This is a genomic window from Chryseosolibacter indicum (genome assembly GCF_018598585.1).
GTDB classification, from domain to species: Bacteria; Bacteroidota; Bacteroidia; order Cytophagales; family Cyclobacteriaceae; genus Chryseosolibacter; species Chryseosolibacter indicus.
The window spans coordinates 42,972-64,603 of sequence record NZ_JAHESD010000022.1 but is presented as its reverse complement, the minus strand read 5'-3'; the positions used below and the strand labels follow the sequence as shown (position 1 = coordinate 64,603).

Annotated in this window: 17 protein-coding genes and 2 riboswitches; of the genes, 16 read left to right on the top strand and 1 reads right to left on the bottom strand. The window is 39.2% G+C overall.

The genetic code is table 11. The features are described 5' to 3' along the window. Positions 1–431 precede the first annotated feature (431 nt). From KK060_RS11580 to KK060_RS11565, 4 genes are read left to right on the top strand one after another with little or no spacing between them, the layout of a single operon-like run. Positions 432–1,196 carry a rhamnogalacturonan acetylesterase gene (locus tag KK060_RS11580; protein ID WP_254153894.1) on the top strand — a complete coding sequence of 255 codons (765 nt, stop codon included), beginning with the start codon at positions 432–434 and terminating at the stop codon, positions 1,194–1,196. Continuing rightward, positions 1,193–2,524: a pectate lyase family protein gene (locus KK060_RS11575; protein ID WP_254153893.1), complete on the top strand. Its 1,332-nt coding sequence runs from the start codon at positions 1,193–1,195 to the stop codon at positions 2,522–2,524. Before KK060_RS11580 ends, KK060_RS11575 begins: the two co-directional genes overlap by 4 nt. Before the next feature lie 4 nt (positions 2,525–2,528). Beyond that, positions 2,529–4,172, top strand: coding sequence for a glycoside hydrolase family 43 protein (locus tag KK060_RS11570; RefSeq protein WP_254153892.1), 1,644 nt, complete (start codon positions 2,529–2,531; stop codon positions 4,170–4,172). Between the two features lie 26 nt (positions 4,173–4,198). Continuing rightward, a complete protein-coding gene (locus tag KK060_RS11565; RefSeq protein ID WP_254153891.1) occupies positions 4,199–5,170 on the top strand; it encodes a pectinesterase family protein in 972 nt (323 codons plus the stop codon). Between the two features lie 26 nt (positions 5,171–5,196). On the opposite strand, the gene KK060_RS11560 is transcribed toward KK060_RS11565, so the two are convergent. Then, on the bottom strand, positions 5,197–6,120 hold the full coding sequence (locus KK060_RS11560; RefSeq protein WP_254153890.1) for a sulfite exporter TauE/SafE family protein: 924 nt from the start codon (positions 6,118–6,120) through the stop codon (positions 5,197–5,199). A 110-nt stretch (positions 6,121–6,230) separates the two neighbouring features. Beyond that, positions 6,231–6,329, top strand: a riboswitch (SAM riboswitch). Between the two features lie 271 nt (positions 6,330–6,600). Between KK060_RS11560 and KK060_RS11555 the strand changes: the two genes are divergently transcribed. The 12 genes from KK060_RS11555 (at position 6,601) to KK060_RS11500 (ending at position 21,628) form a co-directional block, all read left to right on the top strand. Continuing rightward, positions 6,601–7,536, top strand: a complete 936-nt coding sequence (locus KK060_RS11555; RefSeq protein WP_254153889.1) for a type 2 periplasmic-binding domain-containing protein — start codon at positions 6,601–6,603, stop codon at positions 7,534–7,536. Between the two features lie 120 nt (positions 7,537–7,656). Beyond that, entirely contained in the window at positions 7,657–10,674 is a 3,018-nt protein-coding gene (locus tag KK060_RS11550; protein WP_254153888.1) for a SusC/RagA family TonB-linked outer membrane protein, read from the top strand. Between the two features lie 9 nt (positions 10,675–10,683). Continuing rightward, the gene (locus KK060_RS11545) at positions 10,684–12,042 is read left to right on the top strand and encodes a RagB/SusD family nutrient uptake outer membrane protein (protein WP_254153887.1); all 1,359 of its coding nucleotides are present in this window, start codon (positions 10,684–10,686) and stop codon (positions 12,040–12,042) included. A gap of 22 nt (positions 12,043–12,064) precedes the next feature. Further along, positions 12,065–13,483: a DoxX family protein gene (locus tag KK060_RS11540; protein WP_254153886.1), complete on the top strand. Its 1,419-nt coding sequence runs from the start codon at positions 12,065–12,067 to the stop codon at positions 13,481–13,483. A gap of 57 nt (positions 13,484–13,540) precedes the next feature. Next, positions 13,541–15,220, top strand: a complete 1,680-nt coding sequence (locus tag KK060_RS11535; RefSeq protein WP_254153885.1) for a hypothetical protein — start codon at positions 13,541–13,543, stop codon at positions 15,218–15,220. Further along, positions 15,220–15,861: a c-type cytochrome gene (locus KK060_RS11530; RefSeq protein ID WP_254153884.1), complete on the top strand. Its 642-nt coding sequence runs from the start codon at positions 15,220–15,222 to the stop codon at positions 15,859–15,861. The genes KK060_RS11535 and KK060_RS11530 overlap by 1 nt, the downstream gene beginning before the upstream one ends. Continuing rightward, positions 15,858–17,102 (top strand): sulfite dehydrogenase, encoded by a 1,245-nt coding sequence (soxC, locus tag KK060_RS11525; RefSeq protein ID WP_254153883.1) that lies wholly within the window; start codon positions 15,858–15,860, stop codon positions 17,100–17,102. Before KK060_RS11530 ends, soxC begins: the two co-directional genes overlap by 4 nt. Before the next feature lie 16 nt (positions 17,103–17,118). Continuing rightward, a complete protein-coding gene (locus tag KK060_RS11520; RefSeq protein WP_254153882.1) occupies positions 17,119–18,396 on the top strand; it encodes a YeiH family protein in 1,278 nt (425 codons plus the stop codon). 120 nt (positions 18,397–18,516) lie between these two features. Beyond that, positions 18,517–18,619: riboswitch (SAM riboswitch) on the top strand. A gap of 113 nt (positions 18,620–18,732) precedes the next feature. Next, the gene (locus KK060_RS11515) at positions 18,733–19,182 is read left to right on the top strand and encodes a hypothetical protein (protein WP_254153881.1); all 450 of its coding nucleotides are present in this window, start codon (positions 18,733–18,735) and stop codon (positions 19,180–19,182) included. A gap of 179 nt (positions 19,183–19,361) precedes the next feature. After that, positions 19,362–20,111, top strand: coding sequence for an alpha/beta fold hydrolase (locus tag KK060_RS11510; protein ID WP_254153880.1), 750 nt, complete (start codon positions 19,362–19,364; stop codon positions 20,109–20,111). Positions 20,112–20,273: 162 nt separating this feature from the next. After that, positions 20,274–20,777, top strand: coding sequence for an ExbD/TolR family protein (locus KK060_RS11505; protein WP_254153879.1), 504 nt, complete (start codon positions 20,274–20,276; stop codon positions 20,775–20,777). A gap of 146 nt (positions 20,778–20,923) precedes the next feature. After that, the gene (locus KK060_RS11500) at positions 20,924–21,628 is read left to right on the top strand and encodes a DUF4197 domain-containing protein (RefSeq protein ID WP_254153878.1); all 705 of its coding nucleotides are present in this window, start codon (positions 20,924–20,926) and stop codon (positions 21,626–21,628) included. Positions 21,629–21,632: the final 4 nt, after the last annotated feature.

The following is a 21,632-nucleotide window of genomic DNA, read 5'->3' as shown; positions in this document are numbered from 1 at the left end:
TCAAGAAATAAGGGTAGAGTTTAAAAGCTCTACCTTTAGTTTTTTAATTTAATAGTTAAAGCCCTGTACTTTCTCTTCCGACAACACAAATAGGTTTAAAGGTCCTCTCCCTACCCTCAGCCCAACCTCTCCCTAACGTCAACCTATGGTTTCCCTATGCTTTGTCTAGTATTTGTCTAACCCTTGTCTAGGTTTCTCTAGACGAAAACGTGTGCAAAGCGCACTTGTTTTATAGCTTTCTCATTATCAGTACTTTAACTAATCTTTGATTTCTAAGTCATATACTGTAATCTCACTACAGTGTCACACTTTACTTTTAAAACTGAATCAGGTAACGATTAAGACAAACAAAGGCGCATAAGCGCTACCATTAACAAAAATTGACTTTTAGGTTAAGAAAAAAACATCTAGATTGAACAATCGATTGCATTATGATCTCAACAACAAGATATATTGGCGTAGCGGTACTCCTCACCATACTATTGTCTTTTACACTTCAACAAAAAAAAATTAAAGTTTATCTCATTGGCGATTCTACTATCGCCGATAAACAACCCGACAAATTCCCGGAAACTGGATGGGGTACTCCTTTTAAAGTTTTCTTCGACTTAACAGTCACTGTAGACAACAGGGCTAAAAACGGAAGAAGCACTCGAACTTTCATCTCCGAAAACCTCTGGCAACCAGTGTTAGACGCACTGCAGGAAGGCGATTATGTTTTTATGCAGTTCGGCCATAACGATGAGTCTAAAGAGAAAGTAGACAGATATACATCTCCCGAAGATTATAAGAAAAACCTTACAAAGTTTATTACAGAAACACGCAGTAAGAAAGCCAACCCCGTTCTCCTTTCACCTGTAACAAGAAGAAAATTTGACAAGAATGGAAAGATTGAAGAAACGCACTCCGAATATTCTAAGCTTGCCCGTGAAGTAGCAAAAGAACTAAACGTTCCCTTTATAGACCTCGATGAGAAAAGCAGGCAGCTTCTTCAACAGTTCGGTGAAGAAAATTCGAAGCTTCTCTTTTTGCAATTAGCTCCTGGTGAACATCCTAACTATCCTGAGGGTAAAAATGACAACACTCACTTTAATGAATTGGGGGCAAGAAAGATGGCACAGATTGTTTTAGCAGAAATTGTGGCACTTCGTTTGGAACTTGCCAATAGGGTAGTTAATTATAAAAAAGCACAATGAAGCATTTCAGATTGTTTAGTTTCCTTTTCTTGATCTCCGTGGCTTTACATGCACAGGAAAAGATAATCGCTTTTCCCGGTGCTGATGGATACGGTAAGTATACCACCGGAGGAAGGGGAGGAAAAGTAGTGATAGTCTCGAACCTTAACGACCACGGACCTGGTAGCCTTCGCGAAGCTTTATCAATGAAAGGGCCCCGGATAATTGTGTTTTCAGTAGCAGGAAATATAGAACTTGAATCAGACCTGGAAATTAAAAATGGCGATGTAACCGTTGCTGGACAATCAGCACCCGGGGGCGGAATATGCATAAAAAATTATCCGGTTGAAATTGTGGCTGATAATGTCATCATCAGATTCATGCGTTTTCGCTTAGGCGATGAAAAAGCACAACAGGCAGACTCCTTCGGTGGTACAAAAGGAAAACAAAATATTCTGATCGACCATTGTTCAATAAGCTGGGCAACTGATGAGTGCGCAAGCTTTTACAGAAACAAAAACTTCACAATGCAATGGTGTATCATCTCTGAGAGCTTAAACAAATCGGTGCATGAAAAAGGCGAACATGGATATGGTGGTATATGGGGCGGTGAAAGAGCTTCGTTTCATCACAATCTGCTTGCAAGCCATAATAGTCGTATGCCACGTTTCAGCGGATCTTCAACCACACCCAATTCTCCTGACGAGCTTGTTGACTTCAGAAACAACGTCATCTATAACTGGGCAAGCAACAATACTTATGGGGGCGAGAAAGGAAGATATAACGTAGTAAACAATTATTACAAACCCGGGCCAGCCACTAAGTCAAAAAGGCTTTGGTTTATTAATCCATCTGCACCATACGGAAAGTTTTATATATCTGGCAATTGCCTCGATGGTCACCTTGATGTCACAGGAAACAATATCAAAGGTGTTAAAGCAGATTATCCTGATTCTGCCATTGTTAATAAACCATTTGATGTAGAGGCCATACACGAGCAGTCAGCAAAGAAAGCTTATGAGCTAGTACTTAAAAGTGCAGGAGCAAGCCTACGCCGTGATGCTGTAGACCTCCGTGTAGTAAGTGAAGTAAGAAGCGCCAGCTCCTCATTAGGCAAAAACAAAAACGGTATTATCGATTCTCAGAATGACGTAGGCGGGTGGCCTTTGTTAGCCGCAGTCAATGACGAAAGGGATTCAGATGCTGATGGCATTCCCGATAATTGGGAAAGGAGAAATAAGCTCGACTTAAAAAATCCTAAGGATGCATCTGAGAGAACATTAAATAAAAACTACGATAACATAGAAGTATACTTGAACGCTTTGGTTGATAAGGTAATTGTTAAGTAGGTAAATGAAACTTCTTCTTGTTTTACTTTTTGGTGTTATCTATCTACAGGCACAACAAACAAATGATCAGCATTACATATCGAGGGTTTGGGTTTCTGATTTAGGTAATGGAAGCTATAAAAATCCCGTTCTGCATGCTGATTATTCTGATCCTGATGTTTGCCGTGTAGGAGAAGATTTTTACATGACTGCTTCAAGTTTCGATGCAATACCTGGGCTTCCTATTCTTCATTCAAAAGATCTCGTTAACTGGCAGCTCATAGGCCATGCCTTAAAACGGCAGCCTCCTTATGAACACTTTGAGAAAACACAACATGGTAATGGTGTTTGGGCCCCTGCTATTCGTTACCACAACAATGAGTTTTATTTGTATTATCCCGATCCTGATTTTGGTATTTATCTTACAAAAGCAAAAGATCCTAAAGGTCCTTGGAGTGCCCCTGTATTAGTTGAAGGCGGAAAAGGCTTGATAGATCCTTGTCCCTTATGGGATGATGATGGAAAGGTGTATCTCGTTCATGCATTCGCGGGTAGCCGTGCCGGGATCAAGAGCATTATTGTAGTTAAAGAACTGAATAAGGAAGGAACTAAGGTTGTTACGGAAGGAAAACTTGTTTATGATGGTCATGAACTTGACCCTACGATAGAAGGCCCTAAGTTTTATAAACGAAACGGATATTACTACATATTCGCTCCCGCAGGAGGCGTTTCTACCGGCTGGCAACTTGCGTTACGTTCTACAAGTGTGTATGGTCCATACGAGAGAAGAGTTGTAATGGAACAAGGAAAAACGATCATCAACGGTCCTCATCAGGGTGCATGGGTTACAATTGAAAATGGTGAGGACTGGTTTTTACATTTTCAGGATAAAGATGCCTATGGTAGGGTTGTTCATCTGCAACCGATGAAGTGGATTAATGATTGGCCGGTAATTGGGGTAGACACAGATGGAGATGGGAAAGGTGAACCTGTTATAACGTACAAGAAACCCAATGTTGGTAAAACTTATCCCATTCAGACGCCGCCTGAAACAGATGAATTTAATTCCCTCAACTTAGGATTGCAATGGCAATGGCAGGCCAATCCTAAAGCGATATGGTCTTTTACTAATCCCAATAACGGCACGCTTCGGTTATATTCTCAACTCGTTCCTCCTCATGCTGAAAATCTTTGGGATGTCCCCAATCTCTTACTGCAAAAGTTTCCAGCTGAAGAGTTCATAGTAACAACCAAACTCTCTTTTCATCCCAATACCAAATTGGAAAATGAAGAAGCAGGTCTAATAGTACTAGGACAAAATTATGCAGCTCTTACTATCCGAAGCTCGAAAGATGGACTACAACTTTTATACAACACTTGTAAAGAAGCAAACAACGGAGCTGCTGAGGTAGAAACAGTAATAGCCTCACCGAAAGGCAACACAATCTACTTTAGAACAGAGGTTATCAAAGGAGCATTGTGTAAGTTTAGTTATAGTTTCGATGGTAATAAATTCCTGGATGTTTCTGATCCTTTAAATGCCAAACCTGGCCGTTGGGTCGGAGCCAAAGTAGGAATATTCTGTACACGACCATCACAGACAAATGATTCAGGCTATGTAGACTTCGACTGGTTTAGAGTTGAACCTTTACCTGGCAATAAAAAGTAATCTTAAGGTTTCTTAACAAAACATCCATGCTACGTTTACATTCAATTGTAGTAATTATTTGTATCGTTTCTTGTCTTCCATTGGCGATACCGGCGCAGGTAACCTATAAAAAAGAAATTACAGTGGCCCATGATGGCTCTGGAGATTTTACTTCTTTGCAGGAAGCAATTAATTCCCGTAAAGCATTTCCTGAGGAGTATAACATAATTCGCATTAAACCCGGAACGTATAAAGAAAAGATAGAAGTGTCTTCATGGCTCACTAAAGTCAGGTTAATAGGAGAAGACCCACTTACAACAATCATAACGTTCGATGATTATTCCGGCAAAGGGGGCATTAACACTTTTACCTCGTACACTGTAAAAGTAACGGGAAATGATTTTTATGCAGAAAACATAACGTTCGAAAACGCAGCGGGACTAGTAGGCCAGGCCGTTGCCATACACGTAGAAGCAGATAGATGTGTATTTTACAACTGCAGATTTATTGGTAATCAGGATACCATCTACACGGGTGGTGAAAGAAGCCGCCAATACTTTAAGAAGTGCTACATAGAAGGAACCACAGATTTCATTTTTGGAGGAGCTACCGCACTCTTCGAAGATTGTCACATTCACAGCAAGAAGAATTCCTATGTAACAGCGGCCTCCACTGCAGAAGGCCATAAATTTGGTTATGTATTTAAGAACTGTACCCTTACCGCTGCACCAGACATTACCAAAGTTTATCTGGGCAGGCCTTGGCGTAATTATGCTAAAACTGTTTTTATTAATTGCAATTTAGGTGAGCATATTGTTAAGGAGGGATGGCACAACTGGAATAAACCCGATGCAGAGAAAACAACGTTCTATGCAGAATATAAATCTACAGGTAAAGGAGCATCACCGGGTACCAGGGTTCAATGGTCTAAACAATTAACAAGGCAGGAAGTAGCGAAGTATACCACTTTCAATATCCTGGGAGGTATTGATAAATGGAAGCCGGAAATTAGACGATGAGACAAAGAAATCAGATCATCCTTATTTTAATAAAAGGTTTTAAAGATTATCCTGAAACTGATTAAGATTACAACTATCCCTACAATAAGCATCATTAATTTTACAGGAATTCTTTTCGAAGCATAGGCTCCAATAGGCGCAGCAATTACACCTCCTAATATAAGTCCGGCAATTACATTCCAATGCTTAATTCCGATGATAGAAAAGAAGGTGAGCGAGCTTGCAAGGGCTACAAAGAATTCAGTTAAGTTAACGGATCCAATTGTATATCGTGGATGTCTTCCTCCCGCAATAAGTGTAGAGGAAACAATAGGCCCCCAACCACCACCTCCGATTGAATCCATAAATCCACCAAACGTGGCAAGCTTAGGAATATGTCTCGTCTTTATTTTCTTCTTCTGAGTGCCAAGGGCCTTTCTTATAATTACGATTCCCAGATATAAGGTATAGAGTGCAATAACAGGTTTAATGTAATCATTGTATTGTTCAAGGTAAGAAAGAACAAGTGCACCAAGTGCTGCGCCGAGTACGCCCGGCAATAACAAAGTTTTAAAGAGCTTTTTATTCACATTCTGAAACCTTAGGTGCATAAGACCAGACACACCACTGGTAAATATCTCAGAAGTATGAATACTCGCACTTGCTGCAGCCGGAGAAACTCCAAAGGACAAAAGAAATGTTGATGCGCTAACGCCGTAAGCCATCCCCAGTGCGCCGTCTATCATTTGTGCTATAAATCCCGCGAGGAGAAACAATTCAAAATCACTCCCAACCAACGCTTCTGCAATATTATAGTAATAAGAGATTGTATTATAATTCCATACAACAACCAGTATCAATCCACCAGTTAGTAAGGTTAGTATTACTCTTTTAATAGATATGCGCTTCTCACTTAAATCAATAGCAGTAACAGCGGGCGATATTCTGTTTGGTTGTTCGTCGTTCCTCATCCCTTTTTCTAATAATCGAAACAAATTTATTAAAAAAAATATTAAGTCTATTGATTTGATAGATTTTAGTATTATGTTTGTCTCACAATAAGTCAATTATCCACCAATTGATTTTATACAGAAGAAGGGAGAGTGTAGGCTCTGTGAACTTCTAGCAACCTGTTTAATATAAGGTGCTAATGCCTATCCTTAATAAGGAACTATAAAATTTAAAAAGCGATGGAAAATCAACATTTCACTTATCAAAATCTAAGTATGCGCAGTTCCTCTATGAAACTGTGTTGTTGTTGCTCTCATTAAATACACTTATTGTATTACCCGTAATATTTGCTTTTACTACTGAATGAATACGTTCATCAGTCATTCATATGGCTTCTGGATGCATCGGTCTTTTTGATCTTGGTGGAATTTCAACAAGACGTGGTGCATTCCTGTTGCCGCCAATTAATAATTCACTTAAATCTTAAATGTTAATTATACATGAAATCATTCATTTCATTTCTTATAGTTTACTTTCTGCTTTTGATAGCAAGCGCATCGTTCGCACAGTCAGAAGGTCAAACAAAGAAAGTTGTTATTACAGGGGCACGTTTTACTTATCCATTATTACAAAAATGGATCAATGAGTATAAGGAAGTAAATCCTTCTGTTGAAGTAATTATTAATCCGCGTACCACTTCCGATCCTGCTTCTTATGACTTACTAATTGAAGCATATCAGTTAAGTAGGGAAATTCAGGAAGAGCGGGAAGTTATTTCCTTAGGCCGATATGCGTTATTGCCAATAGCAAACTCGAAATCACACTTCGCAAAGACATATGAAGAAAAGGGGCTCGATAAAGACTTGTTAAAACAAATTTTCTTTCATGACATCTATACAAGCAAAGAAAAACAAAAGCAGGTTAGAGTTCCTTATACCGTTTATACAAGACTTCAAAAAGCAGGACCTCCAATTACTTTCGCAAAGTATTTTGGATATGAACAACAGAATATAAAGGGAAACGCTATTGCCGGAGCAGACGAACATCTTATCAAAGCGTTACTAAAGGATTCTACAGCAGTATCCTATAATAACCTGGGACTAATCTATAACACTAAAACAAAACAGGTTATTGATGGACTAACCATTTTACCCGTAGACTTAGACGACAATGGCCGGATAACAAACGATGAAAAAATATATTCATCACTAGATAATGTACTGGCTAAACTGGAAAGTGAAGAGGTGAAAAACGTGCCAATTGCAGATTTTCATCTCTCTATAAAAAAGAGAGGCTACAATGCAGATGCTCTTAAATTTTTGCTTTGGGTAATTTATAACGGACAAGACGATCTTAATGAATTTGGTTTTTTGAAACCTGATCTCAAACGTTTCTCCGAAGAGAAGCAGAAGTTTGAGCACCTCACCAGGAAATAATAAAAGTATTTATTCTATACATAAAGAGATTGCTGACAGATACATCAGCTCTTTTGAAAGGTGGATTCAATTGAGTTGATGTATTTGAAGGCAGGTATTATCAAAAAAGTCAGGACATCCATGAATAAAAAATTACTCAGTATATTCTTTTTCCAGTTAACTGTCGCCTTGGCCTTGGCCCAGGAAAATGTTAAGGGTATTGTTAAGGACGATTCAGGTGTGCCTATTCCAGGGGCTACCGTAAATGTAAAGGGGACGACAAAATTTGCAGTTACAGATATTGATGGCCAGTTTGTACTTGCATCTGCAAAGGAATTCCCATTCTCTCTTCAGGTTAACCTGGTCGGCTATAAATCACAAGAGATAGAAATCTATGAATTGATTGACGAGCCACTGGAAGTTGTGTTAAAAAATGATAACCTCCTTGACGAAATTGTTGTAGTAGGATATGGTACCCAGGAAAGAAAGGACCTGATAGGATCTATAGTCAAAGTTAATCCTGCCGAAGTAAAATCGATACCAACAGGAAGCTTTGATGCGCAATTGCAGGGGAAGGTATCCGGTGTACAAATTTCAAGTAATACCAGTGTTCCGGGAGAAACAGTTAATGTACGTATCAGAGGAGCAACGTCAATTAATGCAGACAATGACCCTCTTTACGTAATAGATGGTGTATTCATAAACAGCAATAGTCTTCAGACACTCAGTACTGGTGGAAAATCTACTTCACCCATTGCTGATATAAATCCTTCAGATATAGAAAGTATTGAAGTGCTTAAAGATGCTGAGGCTACAGCTCTCTACGGCTCTCGAGGTGCAAATGGTGTTGTCATCATTACTACCAAACGAGGAAATTTTGAACAGAAGCCGACGATAAATTTTAATGCTTCTTATGGATGGGCGAAGGCACAAAAGCTTTGGGATCTCGCAACGGGACCAGAACACGCACAATTAGTAAATGAGTGGTGGATTAATTCTGGTATTGATGATCCTAAGCTAAACCGTACTTTCGCCAACAGACCTTTTCGGCCAGTGTCAGAAGGAGGAAGGGGGCTTCCTGAAGAACAGCAAACTTACGACAGGCTTAGTGAAGTATTTCGAACTGCTGTACTTCAGAATTATGATATATCGTTGACGGGCGGTACAACTAATACCAAGTATTACATAGGAGCGGGATATAATAAACAGGAGTCAATATTGCGTCCTATTGATTTCTCCCGTGCCAGTTTTAAAGTTAATCTCGATCAGAAAGTAACAGATAAACTACAGATTGGAGTTAGTAACGTACTAACTCGTTCAGATAGAAACCAGGGCAGAGCCGGAGACGGACCTCAGGGAGGAATTCTGCAGGCTGCACTACATACACCTACCTATCTGTCTCCTTATAATGAAAGTGGCGTTTTAGTTGGCAGAGCTGGGTTTGATAATGTTACCCTGTTAATGCAAAACTATGATATCGGATCAGTAAGCTTACGTTATATCGGAAATATATACGGAGAAGCAGAACTTATCCCTGGCTTAACATTTCGTTCAAGTTTTGGAGTCGACTACAATAACTACGACGAATCTGAATACTGGAATACTTTTACGCTACTTGGAGCACAAGGCGGTTTAGCTACTTCAAGTGTTAGTCAATTTACGTCGTTATTAAATGAACAGACGTTATCCTATAAGAAAGAGATTGGGAAACATTCGTTTGGTGCACTGGTAGGTAATACCCTTCAAAGTGATGTTCTTACGCGGACATACGCAGAAGGTCGCGGATTTGCGAGTAACGATCTGAAAACAATATCTGCGGCGGCTACCACAGCAAGTACACAGAGTTGGACAAAGAGCAATCTTGCATCATTCTTTGCAAAAATTAATTATGGATTTAATAGTCGTTATCTCATAGATGTAAGTCTACGCGCCGATGGCTCGTCACGTTTCGGTGCCGATAATAAATGGGGTTACTTCCCTTCTGTTGGTGCTGCATGGCGTGTTAAACAGGAAAATTTCCTAAAGGACGTTAATGTCATCAGTGATCTTAAACTTCGTACAAGTTTTGGCGTAATTGGAAATCAGAATGGTATTGGCAACTTCGCGGCACAAGAACTTTGGTCAGGAAGTGCCTCTTATCAGAATAATCCAGGACTTTCACCTCAACAACTTTCAAATGCTGATCTTAAATGGGAGACCACACGACAGTTTAATGTAGGTGTAGATGTTGGTTTGCTTGCTGACAGAATCTCGTTTGAATTCAACGTGTACAATAAATATACCACCAATGGTTTGCTGCTTGTTGCATTACCTGCAAAAACAGGCTTTTCAAGTTATTGGAAAAATGGCGCAGAGATTAGTAATAAAGGATTTGAATTTGCAATCACATCTCAGAACATATCCAAACGAGACTTTTCATGGACAACAAGTTTTAACATTTCAAGAAACGTAAATAACATCGAGAAACTTGAGAACCCGTTAAAATATGGAAGCCGTGATTTGATTCTTCAGCAGGAGGGGCATCCGTTGTATTCTTTCTGGGTGTATAAAGAACATGGGGTTGATCCTCAAACTGGAAATGTAATTTACGATGAAGTTGTAAAAGATGGTAAAATCACAACAGAAGATCGTCAAATCTATGGAAGCATCTGGCCCGACTTCTTCGGCGGTATTACAAACAATTTAAACTATAAAGGATTTGATCTTTCAGTATTCTTTGCCTTTCAATATGGCAACCAAATATATAATCACAATAGGTTCTTTGGAGAAGGCGGAGGAGCGCGCGATGCCGCTCGCGTTATCTTTAAACATAACATAAATCGTTGGCAAAAGCCGGGTGACATTACGGATGTTCCAAGACCTGATGATGTAAACAGAAATAATTACAAAGATGGTGGAAGTCGATGGCTTGAAGATGGCTCTTTCCTTAGGCTTCGTTCTTTAACATTAGGTTATACGGTGCCTTCCAATGTAGCTCAACGCCTTAATCTTTCATCACTTAGATTTTATGTAGCAGGAAGTAATCTTCTGCTGTTCACAAACTACACTGGTCTTGATCCCGAATCAGCTTCTAGTAGTAGTCAGAACGAACAAGGGATTGACCTTGGAACTCCACCTCAACCCCGAAGTATCCAATTTGGTATTAACCTCTCATTATAAAGTTGGCATATGCGTAACAGCAATTTTAATATATACGTAACATTCTCCCTTGTAGCACTCACAGTACTTTCATCCTGCGACGAGTTCCTTGATGTAAAGCCAAAGGACGCACTGGCGACAAGTGAGACCGTAATCCTAGATAAATCATCGGCAGAGTCGGCCCTTCGCGGTCTCTACAATGCACTTGGTGATGCTGGGTATTATGGAACATCGTTTCAATCTATTGGCTATTTGTCCGGTGATAATATTCAATGGACCGGCTCTCAATCTCAAGTACAGGAGTTTATTAATCGCAAGGTGAATGCTGACAATGCCACTATCAGTTCTGCATGGAATGCGATCTATCGTACAATCAACAGGGCTAATAATATACTGGCGGCTGTTCTTGAAATAAAAGATGCTACGCTCTCGGAGTCTCTTAGAAGCCAGATTTTAGGTGAAGCTTATTTTATAAGGGGATTGGCATATTTCGACCTTGCCAGAACCTGGGGTGGAGTTCCCATCGTTACTTCTCCAACTAAAGCAGCTGGCGATAATGCCAATGTTGCTAAAACTTCAGTTTCTGATACGTACGCACAGGCATTAAAAGATCTTGATGCTGCCGAACCCTTACTACCGGAAACAATAGACAGGTACCGGGCTACGAAGAAGACCGTTTGGGCATTGAAGGCCAGGTACTATTTGTATCAGAATAATTATGTAAAAGCGGATGAATATGCAACGAAGATTATTGCAGATGTACGGTACAAACTTTTAAAACCATTTAACGCATTCTTTGCTTCCAATGCGCGAGGAACAGATGAATCCATATTTGAATTGTTTTATAACGGAACAACAGAAGTAAATGCGCATAGAAATCAGTGGCAACCTCAGTCAAACGGAGGTACAAGACAATGGGCACCAAATGATGCTTTGGTAAAACTTTTAAACGACCCTACCATTGGAGGAACAAGAAGTACGCTGGTTGCAAAAGACAATCAAAACAGATGGTACGGCAATCTGTACTACAGAACTCCTGCATCTGATCCATCTTATATAATACGAATAGCAGAGTTGTACTTAATAAGAGCTGAAGCACGGGCTCAACAAGATCAATTAAATGATGCGTTGAATGATCTGAACGCAGTACGTGATCGTGCTGGCTTGCTGGCAATTACTGCATCATCAAAAGAAGAAATCTTACTGACAATTGAAAACGAGCGAAGAGTTGAATTTGCACTTGAACCCCATCGGTGGTTCGATTTGGTCCGGACGGGAAGAGCAGATGAAGTTTTAAATGTAACCGAACCTTTCAGGCTTGTATTTCCTATTCCAGCTGACCAAGTGTTAACCGATGGTGATTTGGTGCCTCAAAACGATGGTTACTAGTTTAAAAAATAAATTATCTTTTATGGAACTTATAGAAACACCTGTAGCCCGGAAAGAAAAAAGTATAGTTAACGGTGGGCATGAGTTGAAGGATAAAAAGGATAACGTTCCCGTTACTCCAGCTTGGACTGCTTATGAGAAAGTAGCTTTCAGATTCTTTTTTATTTACTTCCTTCTGCAGGTGGTTCCTCTGGATTGGAAGTATTACAGCGACCTGCTGGCTCTTGACTGGTCGCCATTACACTTCAGTAATATCTTTTATGCTGCACGATATACGCCGAGATTTTTCTCAGATGTTCCTGTATTGCAAGATTGGCTCGTTATTGCTGTAATAGCAATAATAGGCACTATTGCTTGGGGCATTGTCGAGAGGAAGAATAAAGAGTACAATAATTTATACTATTGGTTGAGGGTTGTTCTTCGCTATCGGCTAGCCGTTGCGTTACTTGCTTATGGATTTATTAAATTCTTTCCAATGCAGATGCCTGAGCCTTCGCTGAGTAATCTCAATACCAACTACGGCGATATCTCTCACTGGAAGGTATTTTCCATGAGCACAGGTATTGTACCAAATTATGAATCCTTCCTGGGACTAATTGAAATATCAGCAGCACTTCTGCTATTATATCGGAAAACAGCCTCTGTTGGCGCATTCATTATCCTTCCTTTTACAGGAAACGTAGTGATGTCTAATCTCGCTTACGAAGGAGGAGAATATGTTTACAGCTTACTCTTGGTGTCATTTGCACTGTTTCTATTTGCTTATGATATTCCAAGATTAATATCATTAACTTCCTTCGAGAAGAGTACGCTGCCTTCACGCTTTAAACCCGATTTTAAAGAGGACTGGATTAGCAACGGTAGGATTATTGCGAAGAGCTCTTTTGTTTTCATTTTTGTTTTCTTCTACGGCTATAAAACATATTCAACCTACCAACAGGAAAAGGGTTACCAGTATCCTAATAGCAAAGGCTTGGTAAATGCACGTGGCATTTATAATGTAAAGGAGTTTGTATATAATGGCAAAACATTGCCCTATGCCGCTAACGATCCCATTCGATGGAAGGACGTCGTATTTGAAGAATGGGCCACGTTAAGCATAAGATCTAATCAGGCTGTAAATCTTGTTACTGCCACTACAGAAGAGATTTTTACAAAAGATACAGAGAGGAACTATGAGTTTGCCGGTATAACAGGAAGGCATTATTATAATTATAATATAGACTCTGCAAATCAAATATTAAAGCTTGTAAACAGAAACGGAAATTATCCAAAAGATCAATGGACATTAAAATATGATCGTACTACAGATGAGCAGATTGTTTTGTCAGGTACAAATCCTAATAATGATTCTGTTTACGTGGTTCTTGAACGGATTAACAAAAAATACTTGTTAGAAGAGGCCGCTAAACAAGGAAGAAGAAGAGGCCTCAAGCTTTGAGTGTAAACGTCGTAATCGTTACATCATCAACATTTGATTTAAACTTATTTGCTCATTATGGAATTAAATAATGTTAATATATCCAAAGAGAATGCTGAATACAATGCATTAGATGGAACTCAGGCTGTAATACAAGAGGCAGCACATTCGAATCCCGCTCATAAGTGGAAGCAGTGGCAGCTTATTGCTTTTCGTATCTCATTCATATTTTTTATTAGCATTTGTATTCCCAATAATTTTGAGTGGTATAAGCATGTCATTAATATCGATTGGACAAACCTTCACTACCGCGATTTGTATGACATTGCAAGGTTTGGATCAGGGTTAAACTTCTTCGGCAACTCCATCTTTGGGAACACATTGCTGGGATATGCCAATTGGATCATTACCTTAATCTTTAGTACTGTTGGTGGCTTGCTATGGACTTTCATTGACCAAAGAAGAAATCCTCAGCCAACGGAATACAATGTTCTATATTATTGGTTAAGGGCTATTGTGCGCTACCGCGCCGCAATAGGAATTATAGGATTTGGTTTTACAAAACTATTCCCAGTACAAATGCCTTATCCTTCATATGGTCTCTTGAATACTGACTTTGGTGATTTTACAGCGCAAAAAATATATTGGTTATCAATAGGTATTGTCCCATGGTATCAGGTGTTTGCAGGTGTAGTAGAAATAGGAGCAGGAACATTATTATTTTTTAGAAAGACTACTTTGTTAGGCGCGGCTTTGTTGTTCGGAGCGCTAGGTGATATTGTTTATGTCAATTTTGCTTATGATGGAGGAGTGCATGTATATAGCTCATACTTTGTTCTTCTATCAGCGTTCTTAATCGTTCATTATGTGCCTGCATTGTATAATCTTTTGATCCTTGAACAGCCTGCAAAAGTTGTTAGTTTCTATCCATCGTTCTCGAAGGCGTGGCAACAAGGCGTTAGGGTAAGTTTAAAAGTTGCAACTATCGCAATCTTCCTGGTACTTTTCTTTTACCTCCAATGGATAAACTTTTTATACGACCCATATAAACAGCCATCTACTAAAGGTGTAACAGCGTTAAGAGGTTATTATAACGTTACAGAGTTTAAAGTGAATGGAAAGGAAATCCCTTACTCTCCATTAGACACCACACGATGGCAGGAGGCCACGTTCGAGAATTGGACAACATTAACATTTAAAGTGAACAGACCTACTCCATTGGATCTTTCAAATGGAGGGGGAGATCCACAGCGCGATATCAATAGAACTTTTGAACTCACAGGTATTGCTGGCGGTAGACGTGTGTTTCATTATTATGCTGATACAGTAGAGAACATGTTATACCTGCAGGATAAATATAAAGCACTGCCGGATAGAAGAAACGTAGTAGCAGGAGCCGGGGGAGATGGACCAGGGAATGGATCTCCTGCTGAAAAACGAGTTGAAATTCCTGAAAACAGAAAAGGTGGAATTTACAGCGATACCTGGATTAGCAAAAAAGCGTGGTCAAATATAGGGGAAGAGGTTAATTTCATTGATCCCCGCGCGTCATCAACAAGAAGAAATCGTGAGTTTGCAGAAGCAGGTAAAAAACTGGATAAGCGTAACCGTATGGTGTTGCAGTATCAGACGGATGATGGACAAAGAGTAATCCTCCAAGGATTGAATGAAGATCAGGATTCATTATATGTCGTATTGGATAAAGTTGACCGACAATACATCCTTTCTAAAAGTGATCTTGTAGCTGGTAAATATTAATGCACTTAATTAATGAAAAGACGATAAGGAAAGGATCTAACACATTAATCGTGTTTCTAAAAATAATTTCTGTTTCCTATTTACTGAGTTTAGTTTTTCTGTTTAATCAGTGCACAACTAAAGATACGCAGGGTTTAAGTTCATATGATTCTGCAGGATGGCCCAAATCATTTGGATATGGAAGGCTTGCTCAAACGCCTGAAATAGATTCACTCAATAGGGACATTGATATGGATGGGCGAGGTCTGCCTCAAGGATCTGGAGATGTGTTAAGAGGAAGAGAGATCTACGTGGCTAAGTGTGCATTGTGTCATGGTATGAATGGAACGGAGGGACCATACAATAAACTGGTAGCACACTTTAACGAAAGCGATAGTTTGTCAACAAAAGAAAAGGCAATTGGAAATTACTGGCCTTATGCAACAACATTGTATGATTATATAAACAGGGCTATGCCTTACAATTCTCCAGGTACACTATCACCTGATGAGGTTTACAGTTTAACAGCATTCTTGCTTTACAAAAATAATATTATTGATTCAACAGTGGTTATTGATAAAAGCAATCTCGCAAAAGTTGAGATGCCAGCCAGAAAGCTTTTTGTTGATGATGACAGAAGAGGAGGGCCTGAAGTAAGATGAATAATCAAGGCAAGATATTGGATTCAAATTCAATTAAAATAAGACGTAGAACGTTACTTGGAGGAGCCGCCGCTGCCGCGATTGCAGTGGTGCAAACTACATTTGGAAAAGCCATGCAGAAGGTTGTTACCCAACAGGAGCTTGGTGATCCGACAAAAAAACAAGGCCCGCCCCCAGGTATTATAGGTACACGTTCTCCTTTTGAAAAGCTAGGTAAGCTTCCTTCTGATACTTCATCACGAACACCGCTTCAAGATCTTTTTGGCACAATTACGCCATCTGATCTTCACTATGAACGTCATCATGGAGGTGTGCCATTAATTGATCCAGAAAAATATGAGTTGCTTATCCATGGCATGGTAAGGAAACCGATGATTTTCAGGTTAAAGGATTTGAAAAGATTTCCGTCCATGTCAAGGACAATGTTTCTCGAATGCTCTGGGAATTATCGTGGAAGCAAACATACACTATCGCCACAGGAAATATGTGGGCTTACGAGCCAAAGTGAATGGACAGGCGTGATGTTGTCAACATTATTCCGTGAAGTAGGAATAGATCCGAAGGCTACATGGTTTCTTGCCGAGGGAGCAGATGCAGCGGTGATGACACGCAGCATTCCAATTCAAAAGGGATGGGACGACACAATGGTTGCGTATGCACAAAACGGTGAGGCAATACGTCCGGAACAAGGTTATCCTGCAAGGCTCGTTCTCCCGGGTTGGGAGGGGAACACCTGTGTGAAATGGATACGCAGGATTGAAGTTTCTGATAAGCCTTTTATGACACGGGAAGAAACCTCAAAATATACTGAACCCGTCAAGGGAGGCAAGATTCGGCAATTCAGTTTTGTAATGGATGCTCGCTCGATAATTACATACCCTGCATATCCTGCCATGGTCGAGAAAGGATGGATTGAGATCCGGGGAATTGCATGGAGCGGCAGAGGGAAAGTTGTTAAAGTAGAGATTAGTACAAATGCAGGTAAAACCTGGCAGGCGGCTCTCCTACAAACTCCTGTTCTCGATAAGGCACATACCGGTTTTCGCTTTCTTTGGAATTGGAATGGACAAACAACTGAAATAATGAGCCGGGCAATAGATGAAACCGGTTATATTCAACCCTTCTATAAAGATTTACTAAATGCCAGAGGAGGTAAGAGTGGCTATCACTTCAACCCAATAACAAAATGGGTTGTTCAGAAAAATGGTGACGTGTATTTAAACGCAGAATCTAAAAAGTAATTAGTATTTTCAACGCATGGAAAAAGCAATTGAAGTGTCAGCAGAAAAAAGATCATTCGTGTTATCAGAAGATTGGGCTATTGTATTGTTAAGTTTCGTGATCATTTTCGTTTCTTTATTTGTATTCGTTTCACCTGTTCCTGCATATGGATGGAAAAACGGACACGATCTTTTTGAAAAGGTATTTAGTGCAGGCAATTTATCTTCCATAGTAATTCAATTTATATCAACATACTGCATCGGGATACTTGCAGCATATTTCACGGCCAAGAAGATCAAACATTTCCTGATCGTATTTCCCGTTGTCTTTATCATCACACTTGTAGCCCAAATTGTAGCAGGTAATAGTGAGGTGAAATTACTAAATCTCGAAGCTGTTATTTTCAGTTTGTCCTTTGGGTTAATTGTGGGAAATCTTTTTAACCTGCCTGATTGGTTTCGTTCCGTATTATCGGCAGAATTGTTCGTGAAGATTGGTCTGGTGTTGTTAGGGACAAGCGTTATTTTCGGTGATATTTTAAAGGCTGGTTCACTTGGGTTAATACAGGCTTTGCTGGTAGTACTGTCTGTATGGTACTTTGCTTTTTGGTTGTGTAAAAAGCTTAAACTGGATGATGAACTCAGTATGATGTTATCAAGTGCAGTATCAATATGTGGTGTCTCTGCAGCTATAGCTACAGCCGGAGCGATAAAAGGAGATAACAAAAAATTGTCGTATGTAATCTCCCTTGTATTGATAACAGCAATTCCCATGATGGTTTTTATGCCATACATAGCGAAGTACTTTGGCTTTTCAGAAGAAGTTACCGGCGCATGGCTTGGAGGCAGCATAGATACAACGGGTGCTGTAGTAGCATCGGGTACGCTAGTAGGAGAGACAGCATTGAAGATAAGTACGATTGTTAAGTTTTCTCAAAACGTACTTCTCGGTCTAGCAGCGTTCGCGATCAGTATATATTGGACATATACCAAAGAAAAATCCGAAGCTGCAGCTGAATCCAAACCTACATTGGCTGTAATCTGGGATAGATTCCCCAAATTCGTCATTGGTTTCCTTGCAGCATCTTTGCTATTTTCTTTCTTCTTAAGTCAGGATAGTATAAGCCAGGTAAAAGATAGTTTAAAGAGTATTCAAACGATTTGGTTTGTACTCGCTTTCACGAGCATTGGGTTAGAAACAAGATTTTCTGATCTAACTAGTAAACAAGGAACAAAGCCGTTGTTTGCTTTCCTGTTAGCGCAGCTCTTTAACATCATCATCACCCTGGTAGTAGCTTACTTTCTATTTGGATAAACTTCAATCTTTATCCTAAAAAAGGCGTCCTGGCACCGTATTTCGAACATTTATCGTCTAAATAAAATAAAATTTCTAATATCTAGTAAACTAATAGATTATTGGTTATGTTTGTCTTATAGTTTATAAAGAATAGGGGAGAGAGCAGACTTTATGATCCTATTGCAACCTGTCAAAATGATAAGGTGCTAATTTCTGCCTAATAAATTAGGGAATATAAATTAATAAGTATGAAAGACACATCGTTATCTTTTCTGTTTTACCGGCCTTATTGTTGGTGTTGTTGTTGATCCTCATCATTAACAAAACAATTAAATAACATTTTAAAATAACATTATGGCACAGACAAAACCTGTTCTGGTAACAGAATCGTATTTACATATAATCAAAGAAGAGTTTCCAACAAGCATCCCTACTAACGATGCTCAAATATCAACTCGTCTCGTTGGCAATAACTCGTCATTTAGAATAATATCATCTTTTACCTATGGCAAGCGTACACGCTTGTCTCTTACTTTAAAAGACGAATTTATCAATCACTTCGTCATGGTTAAGGGCTTGCTTGAATTTAGCCGATCTAAGGACTATCAGTTCTCATATAATGTTGCTGAAAGAAGTTTTCTGGTTGATTTTGATGAGTCACTTGAAGACGGACTTAAAGAACTGTTGACATTTGTTTCAGCAAGGCTGTCAGAAGAAATCCGCTTTAAAAAAGCGCTAACACAAATTCGTGAGATAGAAGCAAGACATAAAGAAGAACTCGCGGCGCTATATAAAGCCCTCTAATTTGTTTAAGAGGCAGGCCCATCCACCAGGTCATAAAGTAGAATACATTGTTTAGTATTATCCTAAGAATAAATGACTATTCCACGGAATAGCCATGCTTATAGATTTCATCTGGTGTTTAGTTTAAGGGTAAAGGAACTCATCTGCGTGGGTTCCTCCTTTTTAATCCTCCTTCAAAAATGAACATTTTTAAAGAACCTTTATTTAGTCAGTCTTATATTGATACAGGTGAGGGGCAACCTGTTATTTTGTTGCATGGCTTGTTTGGTAACATCGCCATGTGGCGTACAACAATTAATACCTTAAAGCATAGATACCGCGTTGTTGTGCCGCGACTTCCTCTTTTTGAAGTACCAATTCACAGAGCTAATGTAGATTATCTCGTTGAAGTATTCCACGAATTTTTGCTATGGCACAACCTTAATAATATTATTCTGGTGGGGACAGATATCGGCGGTCAACTGGCCTTGGATTATGCTTATCATTATCCTGAAAACGTAAAGAAGGTAATCATTTCAGGATGCTCTGGTTTATTTGAAAACATTCCACCTATTAACAAAGCCGATCAAATAGATTATGATTCTGTTGAAGATCAGGTAAAAGATGCCTTCTATAAAAGGGATATAGTGGGTACTACCATGATTAACAAGGTTTACAACACTGTTAATGCATCATCTAAGAATTTACATATTTCTGCTTTTGCAAGCTCATCTAAAAAGAGTCTTGTATCGAAATTCTTATTTAGGGTAAGTAGACCAGTGCTTATGATTTGGGGGCTTCAGGATAAAATTACTCCGCCGGAAGTAGCTCTTCATTTTCATGACCTCCTTCGATATGGCACTATTAAGTTTATTGATGAATGTGGCCATTATCCGATGATCGAAAAACCTGAATCGTATAATGAAGCATTGCTCGAATTCCTAAACTAAACCATCAGTTAGGATTGGTTATCGACCTGGTGCATAAAATTAAGCCACCATGGGATAGTTCTGCTGAACGTGCATCGCTATATACGATGTCCAAAAATAATTTGTTGTTTCTGATATGGAAAAAATGCATTGAAGCATCATTATATCAAAACATTAAAAACCATGGCAGAAATAAATCAAAATAAAGAGCAAAAGATTGCTGGGGGTAAAGTAAGGGTGAAGAAAAAATCCACCCGCATTGATATGACACCAATGGTGGACTTGGCGTTCCTGTTGTTAACATTTTTTATACTTACGTCTACCTTTAATAAGCCCAACATATTGCAATTAACCATGCCCGATAAGGGAGATCCAGAGCCAATAAATGAACGCAACATTTTAAATCTCGCACTCTCTGAAAACAATAAGGTTTATTGGTGGATGGGCATTGACGCTCCGGTAGCGGAAACTAACTTCTCCAAAAACGGAGTACGAAAAGTACTTCTCGAACAGCGAAGTGCCAATGAGAATTTAATGGTTCTGATAAAGCCTGGCGATGACTCAAAATATGAAAATATAGTAGACGTGCTTGATGAGATGAACATAACAAACATGACAAGATATGCAATTGTAGATTTTACTGATCATGATAGCGACATAATATCGAAGTATATTCAATCCAGATAAGAAAATCTATAAACATGTAATAACCCCTTACTTCGTACAAGTAAGGGCTATTGCGCTTAGTAGCATAGATATAGACAGAAAAAACACATTTCTATGTATAAGCTTTGTCTGATTTCCACGTTATATTGCTAAATATTTAAACTAGAATGAAGTACGTCGTTTTTTCTCTTTGCTTACTCTTTTCGCTTTCTGCTACAGCACAATTAAACCTCAATAAAATTAAGAATGCTGTTAAAGGCGAAAAATTAAGCAGTGAAGAAGTTGGAAATGGATTAAAAGAAGCGCTCACGCAGGGTGTTTCTAAAGGAGCCGATCTTGTTTCAAAGACTGATGGTTATTTAAAGAATCCATCGATAAAAATACCTTTTCCTGCTGAAGCAAAACGGGTTGAATCAAGATTACGGGAAATGGGAATGGGAGGTGAAGTAGATAAGTTTATCGTGTCGTTAAACCGAGCAGCTGAAGACGCGGCAAAAGAAGCAAAGCCGATATTTATTGCCGCTATTAAACAGATGACCATTGAAGACGCATGGAACATCTTAAAGGGTGAGGATAATGCTGCAACAGTATATTTAACCAGGACCACGTCTCCTGAGTTAAAAGAAAAATTTTTACCGGTAGTAAAGGCGTCACTGGCGAAGGTGAGCGCAACCAAATATTATGCAGATCTTGTAAATACCTACAACAAGATACCACTCGTTGAGAAAGCAAATCCGAACCTGGATGAATACGCTACCAATAAAGCCATAGAAGGATTATTCTTTATGATAGCCCAGGAAGAAAAGAATATCCGTGAAAATCCCGGTGCGCGCACTTCTGCTTTAATGAAAAAAGTTTTCAGTGCTCAATAATACC